Below are 17,029 nucleotides of genomic sequence, written 5' to 3' on the forward strand. Positions count from 1 at the left end.
GTCCTCCAAAATCACTTATTTTTTTGTCGATTTTCTTTGTACTGCTCATAATCAGCAACGATCATAAAATATCCTTCTGGATCTTTTCGGTATTGTAGTTGAGGAATGATCAATAAACCAACGGCAACTAGTACTACACCAACATAACCAGCGAATTTCATGATTACTGTAATGAACGGCCACGCGGTTGCCCAATCAAACATACCTATATACCCTCCGAATTTTGATAGCCCAATCCATGTAGCAAATAACGCTGACCCTCCAACCTGGATCATTCCAGACAAAAAAGGAAAAATACAAGCAGCTTTAAACCCACCTCTATTGTTGGCAAAAACAGCAATGACCGCATTATCAAAAAATAAGGGAATAAAACCCGCAATCACAATCGTTGGCGAGCGCAGTAAAATCAGTAAGCCAATCATCAAAAATTGACCTAATGCACCAAATAAAAATCCAACTGTCACTGCATTTGGAGAACCAAATCCAAAAGTTGCTGCGACATCGATTCCAGGAACTGCGCCTGGAAGAATAGTGTTGGAGATTCCTTGAAAAGATTGTGTCAGTTCATCAACAAATGTTCGGACACCTAACTGCAAAATCGCAAGATATACAGCAAAATTTAAAGAAGTAGTGAGAATATAGAAAAGAAAACTTTGACCTTCAATCATGAACTCGGATTGAATTAAATAATCTTTTCCTAAAACCAGTAAAATGATACCGAAAAAGAAAAGCATAAGTAGAGAAGTTGCTACCATATTCTCATTGAAAATAGACAAAAATCCAGGCAGCTCGATATCTTCTAATTTTCTATCTACTTTATTTAATCCTTTCTTTTTCTGATCCTTTTTCATCCATTCCGATAGTTTTGCAAAAAGGTAGATACCGAACATTTGTTGATGGGCTACCGCAAAACCAGCACCTTCTGTTAATTCTTGTGTGATACCGACTGTCAAATTTGATGCAACAGCCCAGTAACAACCTAAGATGATTCCCATAAAGACTAACACTTCTATTCTTCCTAGATTAGGAAAGCAAAATAACAAAATCCAAAAGGCTGTTGCTGCTTGTTGAATCTGAACATTTCCTGTAGTGAATACCGCACGTAGTTTTGTATATTTTTGAAATCTTACTAGTGTGATATTCAAGATAAAAGCAATCAAAAGTAAAATCATCACATCTCCAAAGGTACGTCCAAATGTCTCCTCTAACCCGACATCCACTGCATTCTGTCCAAAGTAAGGGTCCGTTACCATTGCATCTAGATTGAATCGATCCTTCAAACCTACTAAGATAGGGCGAAAATTATTTACTAAGCCAGCTGAACCAACAGTAAGAATAAAGTAGCCCACAGTTGCTTTCAAAAAACCTGCCAGACATTCATAGAATGGGCGCCGCAATAATAAATAACCTAATAAAACAATGAATCCGATCAAATAAGCCGGTTGCGTTAAAATATTTGTGGCGAAATATGTCCAAATATGTAATAAAAATTTTCCCATCTTTCTCCTCCTAACTTTCGTAGCGACGCATCACTTTTAAGTAATCTTCTATTGATTCGGTTGCCATTAAGCTATCGATTACTCTTTCTTTCATCAATAATTCAGATAATCTTTGGATGTTTTTCAGATGTGCTGTAGGATCTTTTGCTGCTAATGTAAAAAAGAGTTGTGCTTTTTTCTCTGGATCGCCAAAATTGACAGGAGACTTTAATTTTGTAAATGAGACAGCTGTTCCTAACACCTCATCGCTTTGCGAAGAGGCATGGGGCATCGCAACATTTGGTGCAACAATGATGTATGGTCCAAACATCTTTATACATTTGATGATCTCTTCTACATACGTTGCTTTGATGATCTTTTTCTCTAATAGCAGCTGACAACTCTCACGTATACCTTCTTGCCAATCCGTGACTTCTTTTTCTGAATAATACACCAACCCTTCTGACCAAAAATATCGCAGCATCTCCTTCTCCTCCTGTTCTATAAAAATGATGGAAATGGTGTATCATTTTCAGTTGTAAAAACATCATGAAACCCTCGATTAAAATTAAATTCTAGCTTTTCAAAATCGTGTGGATACGTAAACTTTCCACCAACTTGCCAAATAAAGGGGTGAAATTGATAGGCCAGACGCTCTTTTTTAGATTGCCATAAAAGGGTGATCTCTTTCGGATCAGCCATGAAATTTGACCAAATATCATAATGAACTGGAATCACTACTTTTGTCTTCAAAGCTTCTGCCATCCGTAATATATCGGCTGAAGTCATTTTATCTGTGATTCCTCGTGGGTTTTCCCCATATGCACCTAAGCAAACATCAACAGTATATTCATTTCCGTGTTTTGCAAAATAATTAGAGTAATGAGAATCCCCTGCATGATAGATATTTCCTCCAGTAGTTTCAAATAGATAATTCACCGCTATATCGTCCATCGCCTGTGGCACCTTTCCTTTGAAGGAATAATCAGTCTTATCACAAGTAATCAGGGCCGTCCGATCGAAAGCTTCCAAAGCGATCACTTTCGTTTTACCAAGTGTTATTTCGTCACCTGGCTTGACGATCGTCGTATTTTCTTTCGGTATCCCCCAGTCAAGCCACGTTTCAACTACCTTTTTAGGTCCAATAAAGCGTGCTTGCGGACAATTTTGATGGACAGCTGCAGCAGTATTTATGTCTAAATGGTCAGAATGGATATGGGTCACAACTAATGCAGCGATGTTTTCCATTTCAAAAGGGTCAATCACAAAAGGTTGCGTACGTAAATTAGGCTGCATCTCTTGGACCCCACTCATTCGCATCATTTGATGTCCTTTTTTCATCAATCCTTTCCCATGTGTTTTTTTCCCAGTGCCACACCATAAGTCACATAATATATTTGTTTTTTCAGCTGTTTTTATCCAAAGTCCTGTACAACCTAACCACCATATAGATACACTTCCTTCCTCCACTTCTTCTCTCGCAATCTCCTCATTTAAATACGTACCCCATTCCGGAAAAGTCGATAAAATCCAATTTTCCTTTGTGATATCTGCTATATTCATATTTTTCTATTCCTCCTTGAAATGTGAGTATCAACACCTAAATAATAAAGCGCTAACAAACTCATTTAAATAGTTTTAAATGAGTGTTTGTACTTTATATGATTGTTTTATTTTTTTATATGATTTTTCTTATATACTCAGTCATATAAGAAGTTAAGCCATTCTTTGAGGAGGTAGTTTTTTGAAAAATTCACTGAAAAGTATTGAGAAAAGACGAAAAGCGATTTTAGATATTTTAGAAGCACGAAAACAGCTGACAACACTTGAGCTTTCGTCTGAATTAAATGTTTCGTTGAGCACAATCCGGAGAGACCTAAATGTCTTAGAGAAAAAAAATGATATCATCAGAAAATACGGTTACTGTCTTTTTAATTACAAGAATAAAACAAACTTTGATGAGTCAGGACCTCTCAGGCTCAAACAACAAATTGCTAGATATGCAAGTAGATATGTCAATGATTATGATACGTTGTTCATCAATTCCAGTTCTACTGCTCTAGCTATTTTGAACTATCTCACTGTTAAGCATGTGACTATCGTTACCAATAACTTGAAAGTTGTCGCCACTACTCATCAACCAAACTACAGTTATATCTTGACTGGAGGGGAATTGCGTATACCAAAAGAAGTATTAGTTGGAGATATTGCTACACGAACTTTAATGGATATGAATGCAGATATCTGTGTGATTGGATGTAGTGGTGTCAGCGTAGAAAATGGCGTTACAACTAAAATTTTAAATGAATCAAAAATCAATGAACTGATGATCAATAAAACAAGAAGGAGTAAAATATTAGTTGCTGATCATCGCAAGATCGGCTTGACTTCAAAATTTAAAATTGCTGACGTTTCTTCATTCGACTATTTGATCACCGATCAATTCTGTCCGACAAAAATCGCAAAGGAGATCAGTGAAACAGGTATAAAAGTGATTCGGATAAAAGACTTTCCTGCTATTGAACTTTTCTGATACATGGCAATGAAGAGTACTCCTATTAAGCACATGAAGAATATACTTGATTAAACAACAAAAGCAGTGAGAGAAATCTGAACTACTGACGTTCAGTCTCTTCACTGCTTTTGTTGATTATCCGCTAAATAAACCGATTCTCCCTCAATTTCGCCTTTTTGATGTCTTCTACCGTTTGCGTACCTGCTAATTGCATGACCATTTCAAGTTCTCTTTTGAAGAAATCAAATACTTGTTTGATCCCTGTACTTCCTCCAATGGCTAATCCGTATATAGCAGGTCTTCCAATGGCAACTAGATCCGCACCTGAGGCAATTGCTTTAAAAACGTGCTGCCCGCGACGAACACCACTATCAAAGACGATTGGTACACGTCTATCCACTGCTTCAGCCACATATTGTAAAGAGTCAAAGGAAGCAGGACCACCATCTAATTGTCTTCCTCCATGGTTCGATACCCAGATACCTTGCGCACCCGAATCAAGTGAACGATAGACATCTTCTTCTGATTGGACACCTTTGACATACACTGGTAGATCTGAATGGGTAGTGATAAACTCGATATCTTTAGGACTCAGTTTTTGTTTAGACGATTTATAAACGGCATCCATCGTTTGCCCTACCCCTGATTGATATGCTTGAACGATCGGCATTGGCAAAGGGAAGGTAAATCCGTTTCGTCGATCTGTTTCACGATTACCGCCAACTGTTGCATCCGCTGTCAAGACGATAGCTTTAGCGCCATTGCGTTTGGCCATTTCTAAGATATCTGTATTGATACCATCATCTTTACTCATATAAAATTGGAACCACTGTGGTGCGGTATTTCCGCCCGCTTTCCTGATTTCTTCTAATGTACAGGAAGCATATGAACTTGCTGTATAGATAGTCCCAAACTCTGCCACTCCTTTTGCAGAAGCTCTTTCCGCCTGTTCGTGAGCCAATCCATGGGCTGCTACTGGCGCCATGATGATCGGTGCCGTTAATGTTTCACCCGAAAAACCGGTCGTTGTATCAGGCAATTCTACATCTTTTAAGATATGAGGAATGATCAATCGGTGATTAAAAGCCTTTTCATTTTCTCGATACGTAAAAAGATCTCCTGCTCCACTGCTGATATACCCATATCCACCGTTAGGAATGACTTGTGTTGCAGCAAGTTCTAAATCTTCTATATTAATAAAATCGATAAGTCCTTCATTCGTTCCAGCTTGATAAACTTTTTCCATACTAAAGCCTTCTTTCTAGATAATCAAAAACATGATTTTATGATAGCGTTTGCATAATTATGGTACCTCGCAAAATTGATACAGGCAAATAATCTGTTTGAAAATAAATGTTCCAACTGAAAAATTGAACAAAATGGATCATATATAAGAAAGAGTAAAAAGTTTTAAATCGCAAAATTACGTTTCTTTCAATTTCTTCATATAAATAATATTTATCATTACCCTTGCTTTTGACTATAGTATTTAACGGCGCCTATACTTCGCTTGTAATCAAATCTTAGGAGGAAAACATACATGCTTACAGGATTAAACTTATTAAACAATCCATTTTTAAATAAAGGAACTGCTTTTACAAAAGAAGAACGTGCAAAATATGGGATCACAGGAATGTTACCAAGTACTGTCCAAACACTTGAACAACAATCAGTACAAGCTTATGGTCAATATTTGAGCAAACAAACAGATTTAGAAAAACGTATTTTCTTAATGAATCTATTCAACACAAACCGTACATTGTTCTATAAATTGATGGGACAACACCTTGTTGAATTTATGCCAGTTGTTTATGATCCAGTCGTTGCGGACTCAATCGAACAATACAATGAAATTTTCTTAAAACCACAAGATGCAGCTTTCCTTTCAATTGACGAACCTGAATCAATCAAAACAAGCTTGAAAAATGCTGCTGACGGTCGCGATATCCGCTTGATCGTTGTAACAGACGCTGAAGGAATCTTAGGTATGGGTGACTGGGGCGTAAATGGTGTCGACATCGCTATCGGGAAATTAATGGTCTACACTGCTGCTGCTGGTATCAATCCTACACAAGTACTACCTGTTTCAATCGATGCAGGAACCAACAATGAAGAATTATTGAACAATCCTTTGTATCTAGGGAACCGTCATAGCCGTGTCGAAGGCGAAACTTACTACACATTCATCGATCAATTCGTTGAATCTGCAACTGAGCTTTTCCCTGAACTACTTCTACACTGGGAAGACTTTGGTCGTGGAAATGCTGCAACGATTTTGGAAAAATATGAAGATAAAATCACTACCTTCAATGATGATATCCAAGGAACTGGTATCGTTGTTCTTGCCGGCGTTTTAGGTGGTTTGAATATTTCTGGTGAAGCATTGAAAGATCAAACAATCTTAACATTTGGTGCTGGAACAGCCGGTGTTGGTATTGCCAATATCTTACTAGATGAAATGATCCGCCAAGGTGTTCCAGAAGAAGATGCACGTAAACACTTCTATCAAGTAGACAAACAAGGTCTTTTATTCGAAGACACAGATGGCTTGACACCAGGACAAATTCCATTTGCTCGCAAACGTTCTGAATTTGCAAATCATGCTGAATTAACAAACTTAGAAGCAGTCGTGAAAGAAATCCATCCAACAATCATGATCGGAACTTCTACACAACCTGGCGCCTTCACTGAAGAAATCGTAAAAGAAATGGCTGCTCACACAGCTCGTCCAATTATTATGCCATTGTCAAATCCAACAAAATTAGCAGAAGCAAAAGCAAAAGATCTAATTGAATGGACAGACGGTAAAGCATTAGTTGGGACAGGTATCCCTGCTGCTGATGTAGAATATAATGGTGTTACTTACCAAATCGGTCAAGCAAATAATGCTTTGATGTACCCTGGTCTAGGACTTGGTTTGATTGCTTCTACTGCTACACATGTAAATGCTGAAATCATTTCTCAAGCTAGCCGTGCATTAGGTGGAATCGTTGATGTAACAAAACCAGGTGCAGCTATTTTACCTCCAGTTGCGAAAATCACTGAATTCTCTCAAATAATTGCAGAAACAGTGGCAAAATCAGTTGTTTCACAACACTTGAATCGTGAAGAAATCACAGATATCAAAGCAGCAGTTGAAGCAGCAAAATGGGTACCAGAATACCAAGATTTAGAACAATAATCTTTCCTATTCTAACGCGTTAATCAGCGACTACTCTGTGGCAAAGTCACCTTTAGAGTAAGTCTAACGAGTCAGCAAACGAACTCACTAAGATGTCTTCTTTTGCTGACTCGTGTAAATAATGTTGACTCGAATTACGGGAGCGGGTATTTTCGCTCCTCTAATTTTTGATGTCTTCATTTGACTGAATTTTTTCAAATAAGAAAGGATCTGTATGAATGACACAAAAAGAAACAGCAACTGTAACAGTTGAAGAAACCAAAAAAGAAAGCTTTTGGGCAACTAAAATCAGTGGTGTAAGCTTGCCTATCTACTTGATCATGGTCATTGTTCTGATCGTTGCGATGGCTTTAGGAAAACTACCTAGTAATATGATAGGACCTATCGCTGTGCTTGTGATATTCGGAAATCTCTTCCATTTTATTGGAACAAAGATCCCAATCGTTAAAAGTTACCTAGGTGGTGGCTCTGTCTTTGCAATCTTTGCTTCGGCTGCCATTGCAACGTTTGGTATTTTACCTGATTATGTAGTCAAATCAACAGAAAACTTTGTCAATAATATGGGTTTTCTAGATTTTTATATTGCAGCCTTGATTACAGGGAGCATTTTAGGAATGAATCGCAGTTTATTGATGAAAGCTTCTGTACGTTTTATTCCTGTAGCACTTATTTCAATGATCGCCTCATTTTTTGCCGTTGGATTAGTTGGTATGTTGATCGGAAATGGATTTGCTAATTCCGTTTTGTATATCTCACTTCCTGCAATGGCTGGAGGAGTTGGCGCTGGTGCCGTCCCATTATCAACGATTTATGCAAATGTTTTAGGTACAAATGCTTCGTCTATTATTTCTCGTTTGATCCCAGCTACAGCAATGACAAATGTCTTAGCGATTATTGGAGCAGCTTTAGTGGCACGTGCTGGACAATCAATGCCTAAGCTAAACGGAAATGGAAAATTAATGGCAAAAGGTGACCTTGGTGATGGAAAACCACGGGATGTAAAACCAACGATCCAACAATTAGGGGTTGGCTTGATGGTCTCTCTCACTTTCTTTATTTTGGGCCAAATCTGTAATTTCTTTATACCAAAAGTCCATGCTTATGCCTTCATGATCATCATTGTAGTTATCTGTAAAATCACTAATGTATTACCAGAATACTATGAAGATGCCGCAATCATGTTCAATAATCTGATCGTTAAAAACTTAACTGCAGCTGTTCTTGCTGGTATTGGTATCGCATTGTTGAACTTAAATGTCTTAGCCTCTGCTTTGACATGGCAATTTGTTGTATTGTGCTTAACAAGCGTAATCGTCATCTCACTTGTTTCAGGTTTTGTTGGTCGTCTATTCGGTCTATATCCTGTAGAATCAGCAATCACTGCCGGACTATGTAATAACTCAATGGGTGGTACTGGGAATGTTGCAGTACTCTCTGCTGCCAACCGCATGGGATTGATCGCATTTGCTCAAATGGGGAATCGATTAGGCGGAGCAATCGTTTTGATCATTTCCGGTTTCTTGATGCAATTACTCTCTTAGAAATGAAAAAAGAGGCCGAGACAAAAGTCGTTTAGGTCTGAGAAATTGGAGAAAAAAAACGAACAATACGCTTTTTGTATTGCTCGTTTTTTTTTGAAATTTCCGAAAAGACTGACTTTTGGACGCCGCTTATTTGAGAGAGGCTGGGACAGAAGTGTTTAACTCCGAGAAATAAGAAGAAATGAACGAAAAGTGTTTTTCAAATTTTTGTGAATTTCGCCTTATTTAAGAAGGAGTTGCTTCTGCTCCCGCCGTTTATTCGAGAGTCTGTAGCAAACCTGAATTTTAGATTTGTCCCACTTACTTTCTATCAAGTAACCTTGATCAGGCGAACCTCATGATACAAGAATACTTATCAATACGATTAAACTATCATACAGAAAATGAGTTAAAAATGCCGGAAGGATATTCTTTGTTTTCATATACGCCAGTGTAAAAGGTACTCTCACGATCCCAACAGCTAAGACTGCTTGTAAGAAATTCCATTGATATGTTGGCAAGTGCAATGCCCCAAATAAAAGTGAGCTGATCAATACGAGTAAAGCCACTGACCATTTTGTTTTCTTCTGTTTCTCTTCTAAGCGTCTCAAAATGACTGAAACTGGGACTAATACAAGTAATTCCTCTCCGAGTAAAGCTGGTATGAAAAGAACAAAAGTCCAAAAATTTGGCGACTCCATCACTGGATTAGATTCCATGCTGAGTCCTAATAATTGCGAAATGATTCCATAAATAATCACCCAGATAATCGCCAGACCTAAACAACCAATCACCAATAGACCATCTTTTACTTTCATTTTTTGAACAAATAAAACATCTTGCCGTAAATGATACGACTAGCAAGCAATCCTGCAATCAACAACCAAAATTCTCCAATGATCCTTCCACCTATCCCAAATGACAAGGCAAGAAAGCCAATAAATACAATGATGATCGAAAGAATGATATTTCTAATCGATCCTATTTCTTTTTTCATGTTCTCCTCCTATTGCTCCAAATAGATTTCTAAACTATAACGTCATTTTCATGCCGCAAACCATTGTCATTATAACAGCTTTCTGATTATTCAGATACCAAGATTTCTATAAGTAAATGGCTTTTTTCAATTGAAAAATCCACTTTGATAAGCTACGATAGTAAAAAATAGTGTACCAAAGGAGCCTTAATGAAAAAAATATTCAATACTCAATTATCTTCTTTTGAAATGACCGAGGTAAAACAATTAAAGGAGACCGTCGAACGTCAACGCACATGTTGGTTCAAATTAGAACCTGATTTTCTTCATCAAGCAAATCGCCGTAGTCAGCATTTTCTTTACTATCAAGAGAATACACTTCTAGCCTATGCTTTTTTGAATTTTTTTGACTCACAAGTCCTTGAAGCCACATTGATCGTTCAAGAAAACGAGTTGATTGCGGATAGTTTAGTAGCCCTTAACGACTTTGCACGCCAACAAGCCATTCCAACTGTTTTGATCATCACAGACATTAACGACCAACTTTTATCGACCTTCCTAAAAAATGAACAAAGTTATGTACATCAATTTTCTGAGTATCGTCTGTTTCTTGACAGCTCAAACTTCAACGCACAACAAGAAGTACTTCCTTTACGTCATGCCAAAGTAGAGGAATCCCTACAGATTGCTCGCTTACTGGCTGAAATGCCTGAAGACGAGATAGAGCCCCTTTTACCAGAAGATTTAGCAAATACCCTCGTTCTTACCAAAGAAGATCGAGTAATCGCCTGCATCCGTATCGATGAAAGTCCTAAAACTTATGGTATCTATGGCTTTGTCGTCGATCCTGATCATCGTGGCCGAGGATTAGGTCAATCGATCTTGACTACCGTCATCCAACAATTACTAGCAAAAAAGCAAAAAGAAATCTATTTAGAAGTTGAAGCAACCAACCAACGTGCGTTGCATCTCTACACAAAGCTAGGTTTCAGAAAAGAGATACTCTTTGATTATTATTGTCATGAGGTTTGATGAGCCTGTGGAAAAAATAGTCAAACATTTACTTAAATGTAATGCCCGAAACCACTTTTCAATCAAACGATTTTCAGTTTGTTGTAAACTGATCTATAGAAAGGAGAAACTCTGACAGCATAAGGTCAAGGTTTTTTCTTTTTTTCAATTCTATCCATCTTCAGCCATTAAGATTGGCAAGATTGAACCAAGCATCCATTACACATATCTAAATATTTAAAAATAAAGTTTTTCACTACGAAAAGTCTTTTGAATAGGACAATTCGTTGTTTAAGTGTATCTCCATAATTTTCGATAGATATGGTCCATTGCTACACATATTTACCAAAACTATTCATTTATCAAAATTGAATAAAACGGATAATATTTCCCCCATTTCTTGCGGGGTCTCTTTCATTCCTGATTGTATCCACCGTAATTCGACAGAAATAACAGCACCTGCCATAAAAATACTCGTATATTTATTATTTTTTCTCTGTAATTTTACATAGCCTTGCTCGATGAGACAAGAATAGACAGTTTCAAAAGTGGTGATCAATGTTTCAGTTAGTCCCGCATTCGCTAACAGGATCACTGATTCTGCTTCTTCTTTTTGTAATTTAAAATATACAGTCATCAATGTGATGAAATTAACTTCCTTAGCAAGTTGTGTTCTCCTCATATAGGCACTCATTTCCCAACTCTTATATCTTAGGATGATATCTTGTAAGGAATGGAAATTCCGATAGTAGTAAGTTCGTGAAACTCTAGCTACTTTGCATAGTTCTGAAATCGAGATATCTATCAGTTCTTTTTTCTGTAATAGGTGTAGTAAGGCTTGATAGATCTGTCGTAATTTTTGAAGCTTGACTTCCTGAGGTCCCATAGTTTACAAATTCCCCTCTTTCTGTAACCTAAATATGTATATTCAGTATAACATGTTCTATGCTACCTACATAAATGAGGGGGCATTACTATGACGAAACAACAAAAATTTATTTTAGGGACTATGGCTATCGGCATATTTTTATGTGCATTAGATACCACTGTAATGAACATTGCATTACCCGCAATTCAATCTGGGTTCCATACGGATCTTAATTCTCTGCAATGGGCTTTGAATATCTATACCATTCTTTTTGCTGCATTCACCATTCCTTTAGGCAGAGTTGCTAATATTTTAGGTCGGAATAAAGTCTATATGATCGGGTTGCTCCTTTTTCTAATAGGATCTTTCGCCTCTGGAAGTGCTATGTCTGTCGTACAACTTGTTCTCAGTCGCGGAATACAGGCAATAGGTGCAGCGATCGTCTTTCCAACAAGCATGACTATTGGTATGAATACTGTAGAGCTAAAAAATAGAAATACCGCAATCCTCATTCTAGGAATTACTCAGGGATTAGCATCAACTTTTGGTCCAACAATTGGCGGTTTCATGACGCAATTTTTTAGTTGGCGAGGGATTTTTTTGATCAATCTTCCGTTAAGTATCATTGCTTTAGGTGTCAATTTCTTTTTATTACCGATAAAAAATGAACATAGGATCAAAAAATCTCTTGATTTGCCAGGGATGTTGCTTATAGTGATCGCTTTGTTTTCACTAGTTTTGTCACTTGTTCAGGGGCGTGTCTGGGGATGGACTAGTTTAATAACAGACTTATTATTTGGCGTTTTTGGGCTATCCCTCATCCTATTTATTTGGCATGAAAAAACTGTGAAAGAGCCAATGATCCCTCTAGCTTTATTCAAAGATCGTCAATTTTCAGGGACCGTACTGATGACTTTGATTTCCGGAATCTTTTTTGTAGGTTTGTTCGTTCTTCTTCCCAGCTTTTTCACCAAGGTTTACAATGATTCAGAACTTATTGCAGCTTTGTTGATTACACCAGCTTCTGCTATGGTTTTCTTCTATTCTCCTATCAGTGGTTTATTGCTTAAAAAAATGGGTTCCCGCATACTATTATTATTTGGGATTACCTTAATGGCATTAGGATATACAGCATTAACTTTATTAGATCCGGATATCTACTGGCAATTTGCTATTGCTTTAGTATTGATAGGCGCAGGCTATGGGATAATCATTGGTCCGTTGACTGTTTTAAGTGCAAGTAATTTTTCTGGTGAATTATTGACTGCTTCACAAAGTGTTATGGGCGTTTTCCGCCAAATCGGCACAGTATTAGCTGTGGCACTATTCATTAGTGCATTTTCGTCAAATCTATCAATAGCGAAAAAAGAGATCTGGCAAACTGCTCAAAATCAAGTTGCAGAACTGCAAGTATCTAATATGCAGAAAGAACAGTTATTAAACGGTATAAAGAAAGGCATTGATGGAGAAAATATCCCCACACAAAAAAATGAATCATCAACTCTTATTGTGAAGAAAATCCAACAAAAAATAAGTGCAGTAAGTACTCAGAAATTATCAAGAGCATTTATTCAACCATTTCAAAAAGCATTGCCCTTCACTTGGCTTTTTCTTCTGGTTATCTTTATTTTCCCCAAAAAAAGTCACAAGAGAAGAATGTGAAAATTTTTTACAATATGATGATTTCCTCTTAGTCTAACGGTAATATAGATGATAAGAGTACTACTATCCAAACAATGGAACGACTATTTTACGAATTCAAATCATTTGGGAACATGAAATTCAGGATCTTTTGATCAATCAATTGATTCAAGTGAAATAACAAAAAAATCTGAGACAGAAGTTTAGTCCTTCTGTCCCAGATTTTTTGTTATGCAATTCATTGTTTTTATTATCAAAGAGTTCAGATTTCTTTATCAAAAAATTTTCAAAGCAGTTCTCCAATCTTCTTTAAACCCATTCTCTTCACAATTAAATAAATCATCGCTATGGTCAACTAATTCAGATAAATCATCTATAAACAAATTCCATTCATCTTGAATAGCTCGATCTGGAAGGAAAGAAAAAAGTTTCTTCTCTGTAAACAACATTACAAATAAATTATCTTTTTGTGAATTTTTTATACTATATTTCTTTAAATCTTCTTTAGGTAAAGATGGAAAAACTACAAACCTTTTGCTATAAAATCTTGCGTGATGCGCAGTCATATTTCTGATATATCTAGCAACCCCCACCCAACTAACAACAAATTTTCTGTATTGTTTTCCAAAAACTTTATCGATCCACATATTTTTATACTCAGGCTTCAACTGAGAGATAAACGTATCAATTTGCCCAAAAGTCAACTCCTCAATCAGAACCCACACAGGAATACAACCATTTTTTTCCCTATGATGATACTTAATATACACCTCTTTACTTCGAGTAACTGTTTCAGCAAAACTCGCTAAAATCTCTTTTCCTTGTTCTTCTTTACCATAAATATTTAAATCAAGATAAAATTCAGCCTGTTGGTATTCATCAGAATTATAGTTATTACTAATTACATTAGCAAGAGAGGTTTTTATCCACTCCTCTAGAATTCCTGAAAAATGGCTTAATTGCTTCCTTATGTATTTATCCACATTATACAAATATAAAACATTGGAAAAAGTTCTCTTATTATCCTCAACTACTAGCCTAGGGAAAACTGAGAATCTATAATAATTTGTATATTTAAAAAAGTTAAGTGCTTGCTGTTTTTCTGCAGAAGAAAATAAAACCATATGACCATAATCTTCTTTTTGAAGGATATCAATAAATTCTTGTCCTTCCTTGGGTTCTTTCATTGCCTCATCAACGTCAAAACTTTTTTTAAAATAAGTATAGTCCAACTCATTATTTTTTTTAGCCATTTTTATTAAATTTTCGATATAAGCTAACTGATCATATATAAGAATACGCTTTCACCTCAATACAAAAAAAGACTCGCCGTGGTCCGCTGGTTTCCCAAGCGTGGCAAGTTCTGGTAACTAAAATTTATCAGTAAAGGCAGCAATTGTCAATATTAAGCTTAAAAAGTATTATTTTTTATTAAATATCATCCAACTTTTTCCACTAAAAAGACAGCCGAATTTTCGGCCGCTCCTTTTTTGTTCTGCTATTTCTTTTTAGTTAAATACCTAAGCTCTTCCAATCATCAACAAAATATTTTAACACTTTTTTATGTCCTTGGTGATTAGTGGTAAAGAATGACTACATCACGCATCTATAAGCATGACTATGGACATCTTAGCAAAAAATAAAAAGCTATATAACAGCTTGTAACCTAGATTTCAAGAAATTATAACAAGGATAAACTCTTAAAGAAAAATGCTATATTGTCATTTTCGGACATTCTCGTTATAAAATCTGAGAATCCAATTCTTATTGTTGCGTTTGAAGATAAGAAAGTACGAATTTCGCCTCGTATTCAAATTCAATGCAACGTGAATCTTTTTTCTTTGCGAACTTTCGATGATTGAAGTCTTCTAGCTTTCTCAGATTTTAACCATTGACATCCTTCAAGTAAGATTTTCCCAGTAAACTGGCATCAATAGCGATCTGTGAATCGACTATGCTATAATTCTGATTCAATACAAATTGTAAGAACCTTTGGGAAGACACTCTTTTAACCCTATCATCTTCTTTGACTCAACTGCCTAGTCGTTTAGTTTCGCATAGGCTGATACGGCTACCTCTTGGATTCGATTATCCAATCGATCTTAATCGCATAAATCATGATTTCTGCTTAACAATCATCATGGCAAAGATAATACCAACTAATGACATTAAACCAGCTCCAATCATAGCTGCGCTGAATCCATTGAAAAAGTCGCTAACTGTCGCCACACTGCCAACCGCATAAAAAATAATTACTGTGACTGTTACACCTACCGCACCACCAAACAGCCGAAACATATTGTAGATGCCAGATGCTTTACCAACTTCGTTTCCTTTTACCGATCCAATAGCTGATTTTTGTAAGGCGGGGCCGGCCATTGAAAGCCCCGTACCTGCTAAAACTAGAGGGAGTACAATCAGTAGGTAAGATGTTCCCGGATGAAAAGCTAATGCAATCCAAAGATATCCGATGCCTTGCAACACCAACCCAATTGTAGCGATAAATCTTTCACCAAATTTGTCAACTGCGCTACCTGCAAAAGGTGCGATGATAACCAAGGTTCCAGTCCAAGGCAATAGCTTCAATCCTAAAATAAGTGCATTTGAGTGGTTCACGACTTGAAAATATTGAGGGAGAAAGAAGACTGCCCCATACATCGATGCATAAAGTAAGAATGTTGCAATATTACCACCATTAAATGATTTTGATTTAAAAAATCTCAACGGTACCATTGGTTCACTTTCGGATTTTTGCCGGAAGACAAATAAAACACCAATAATAATGCTGATCACACCAATAATGATCGTTGAAGTGGCAATCGGAACACTCTTACTTTCAGATAATGCCCAGATAATTCCAGCAGAAGCCAGTATGATTAGAATCGAATCTAGGATATTGATGCTAGAAGCATTTCGTTTTGATTCTGGTAACTTTTTCTGTGACAAATACATACCAACTATTCCAATTGGAACATTGATCCAAAATATCCACTGCCACATTAGCTTAGCAACAATAAAACCACCTAACGCTGGACCAACAGTAAGTGCTAGTCCACCAATCCCACTCCAGATTCCTAAAGCACGACCTCGTTCTTCCGATGGCAAAGCAGATGTTAAAATAGCCATCGACATTGGTGTAATGACAGAGGCACCGATTCCCTCAATTATCCGTGCAACTATCAGAAAATTAATGCTATTTGATAGTGCACACAAAATTGAACCAATCACAAATACAAGAATCCCTAGATTATAAACTTTACGATGACCAAAGCGATCACCAAGTGATACCCCCAACAGTAGCACTGCAGCAATCGTGATGTTATACGCATTTATAGCCCATTGTAATTGGCTAACCGTAATATTAAAATCATTCCTAATGGCTGTTGAAGCCGTTGTAACAATCATCGAATCCATCATCGATAAAAAAATTCCGAGGGATGTTAGTATCAATACCCACGTTGCGTTTACTTTTTTCATTTCTCTTCTCTCCTCGCCTATGACAAGTACTTTTGCACGGCATTTTTGACTTTATTTGAATTCGTAATTGGAACAACGTGTCGATCTTCTAAAATGACAACAAGTCTGACATCAACATCAAGATTATTGTTCTTCACTGTTTCAATCGTATCTTTCACCATCTCTTCACGATCAGTCTGATTTAACTCTGCCAGATTCTTAAAATGGTCTTTTTTTACCACGTTTTCTCATCTTCCGAAATCATATCTATGTCCTCCTTTTCACCTAAAAGTTAAATAGTACAAAAGTTATTGAACTATTGTACTTAAAGCTAATACTATTTTTATATACTGTCAACATATTTTAGTACTTTGAGAGAAAAA

At 36.6% G+C, this 17,029-nt stretch carries 15 protein-coding genes; 5 read left to right on the plus strand and 10 right to left on the minus strand.

The annotated features are described in order from the left end of the window. Positions 1–11: 11 nt before the first annotated feature. From ulaA to ulaG, 3 genes are read right to left on the minus strand one after another with little or no spacing between them, the layout of a single operon-like run. A complete protein-coding gene (gene ulaA, locus ED2_RS00455) occupies positions 12–1,499 on the minus strand; it encodes a PTS ascorbate transporter subunit IIC (RefSeq protein WP_005878335.1) in 1,488 nt (495 codons plus the stop codon). Between the two features lie 10 nt (positions 1,500–1,509). Continuing rightward, on the minus strand, positions 1,510–1,962 hold the full coding sequence (locus ED2_RS00460; protein WP_005878333.1) for a PTS sugar transporter subunit IIA: 453 nt from the start codon (positions 1,960–1,962) through the stop codon (positions 1,510–1,512). A 17-nt stretch (positions 1,963–1,979) separates the two neighbouring features. Further along, positions 1,980–3,041, minus strand: coding sequence for an L-ascorbate 6-phosphate lactonase (ulaG, locus tag ED2_RS00465; RefSeq protein WP_005878331.1), 1,062 nt, complete (start codon positions 3,039–3,041; stop codon positions 1,980–1,982). A gap of 181 nt (positions 3,042–3,222) precedes the next feature. Between ulaG and ED2_RS00470 the strand changes: the two genes are divergently transcribed. Further along, positions 3,223–4,011 carry a DeoR/GlpR family DNA-binding transcription regulator gene (locus ED2_RS00470; RefSeq protein WP_016177368.1) on the plus strand — a complete coding sequence of 263 codons (789 nt, stop codon included), beginning with the start codon at positions 3,223–3,225 and terminating at the stop codon, positions 4,009–4,011. Between the two features lie 124 nt (positions 4,012–4,135). On the opposite strand, the gene ED2_RS00475 is transcribed toward ED2_RS00470, so the two are convergent. After that, positions 4,136–5,239 (minus strand): alpha-hydroxy-acid oxidizing protein, encoded by a 1,104-nt coding sequence (locus tag ED2_RS00475; RefSeq protein WP_060789670.1) that lies wholly within the window; start codon positions 5,237–5,239, stop codon positions 4,136–4,138. A gap of 294 nt (positions 5,240–5,533) precedes the next feature. Here ED2_RS00475 and ED2_RS00480 point away from each other — a divergent pair, with 294 nt between their 5' ends. Together ED2_RS00480 and ED2_RS00485 are read left to right on the plus strand one after the other, a co-directional pair. Beyond that, a complete protein-coding gene (locus ED2_RS00480; RefSeq protein ID WP_016177365.1) occupies positions 5,534–7,174 on the plus strand; it encodes a malolactic enzyme in 1,641 nt (546 codons plus the stop codon). Positions 7,175–7,392: 218 nt separating this feature from the next. After that, the gene (locus ED2_RS00485; protein ID WP_060789671.1) at positions 7,393–8,715 is read left to right on the plus strand and encodes a 2-hydroxycarboxylate transporter family protein; all 1,323 of its coding nucleotides are present in this window, start codon (positions 7,393–7,395) and stop codon (positions 8,713–8,715) included. A 335-nt stretch (positions 8,716–9,050) separates the two neighbouring features. Here the strand turns inward: ED2_RS00485 and ED2_RS00490 are convergent, their stop codons facing one another. Together ED2_RS00490 and ED2_RS00495 are read right to left on the minus strand one after the other, a co-directional pair. After that, positions 9,051–9,512, minus strand: coding sequence for a CPBP family intramembrane glutamic endopeptidase (locus ED2_RS00490; protein WP_016177363.1), 462 nt, complete (start codon positions 9,510–9,512; stop codon positions 9,051–9,053). Further along, complete coding sequence (locus ED2_RS00495; protein ID WP_016177362.1) at positions 9,509–9,691, minus strand: hypothetical protein; 183 nt, start codon at positions 9,689–9,691, stop codon at positions 9,509–9,511. The genes ED2_RS00490 and ED2_RS00495 overlap by 4 nt, the downstream gene beginning before the upstream one ends. 189 nt (positions 9,692–9,880) lie before the next feature. Between ED2_RS00495 and ED2_RS00500 the strand changes: the two genes are divergently transcribed. Then, entirely contained in the window at positions 9,881–10,702 is an 822-nt protein-coding gene (locus ED2_RS00500) for a GNAT family N-acetyltransferase (RefSeq protein WP_016177361.1), read from the plus strand. 334 nt (positions 10,703–11,036) lie between these two features. On the opposite strand, the gene ED2_RS00505 is transcribed toward ED2_RS00500, so the two are convergent. Beyond that, positions 11,037–11,567 carry a TetR-like C-terminal domain-containing protein gene (locus ED2_RS00505; protein WP_016177360.1) on the minus strand — a complete coding sequence of 177 codons (531 nt, stop codon included), beginning with the start codon at positions 11,565–11,567 and terminating at the stop codon, positions 11,037–11,039. 90 nt (positions 11,568–11,657) lie between these two features. Here ED2_RS00505 and ED2_RS00510 point away from each other — a divergent pair, with 90 nt between their 5' ends. After that, positions 11,658–13,211 carry an MFS transporter gene (locus ED2_RS00510; RefSeq protein ID WP_016177359.1) on the plus strand — a complete coding sequence of 518 codons (1,554 nt, stop codon included), beginning with the start codon at positions 11,658–11,660 and terminating at the stop codon, positions 13,209–13,211. 254 nt (positions 13,212–13,465) lie between these two features. Here ED2_RS00510 and ED2_RS00515 read toward each other — a convergent pair whose 3' ends face one another. The 3 genes from ED2_RS00515 to ED2_RS00525 all read right to left on the minus strand — a co-directional run bounded on the left by ED2_RS00515 (position 13,466) and on the right by ED2_RS00525 (position 16,888). Then, complete coding sequence (locus ED2_RS00515) at positions 13,466–14,443, minus strand: Abi family protein (RefSeq protein WP_016177358.1); 978 nt, start codon at positions 14,441–14,443, stop codon at positions 13,466–13,468. An 862-nt stretch (positions 14,444–15,305) separates the two neighbouring features. Further along, positions 15,306–16,667, minus strand: a complete 1,362-nt coding sequence (locus tag ED2_RS00520; protein ID WP_016177357.1) for an MFS transporter — start codon at positions 16,665–16,667, stop codon at positions 15,306–15,308. 17 nt (positions 16,668–16,684) lie between these two features. Then, positions 16,685–16,888 (minus strand): hypothetical protein, encoded by a 204-nt coding sequence (locus ED2_RS00525; protein ID WP_005878311.1) that lies wholly within the window; start codon positions 16,886–16,888, stop codon positions 16,685–16,687. Positions 16,889–17,029 lie beyond the last annotated feature (141 nt).

Origin of the sequence: Enterococcus durans NBRC 100479 = LMG 10746, from assembly GCF_001544215.1 — a bacterium.
GTDB classification, from domain to species: Bacteria; Bacillota; Bacilli; order Lactobacillales; family Enterococcaceae; genus Enterococcus_B; species Enterococcus_B durans.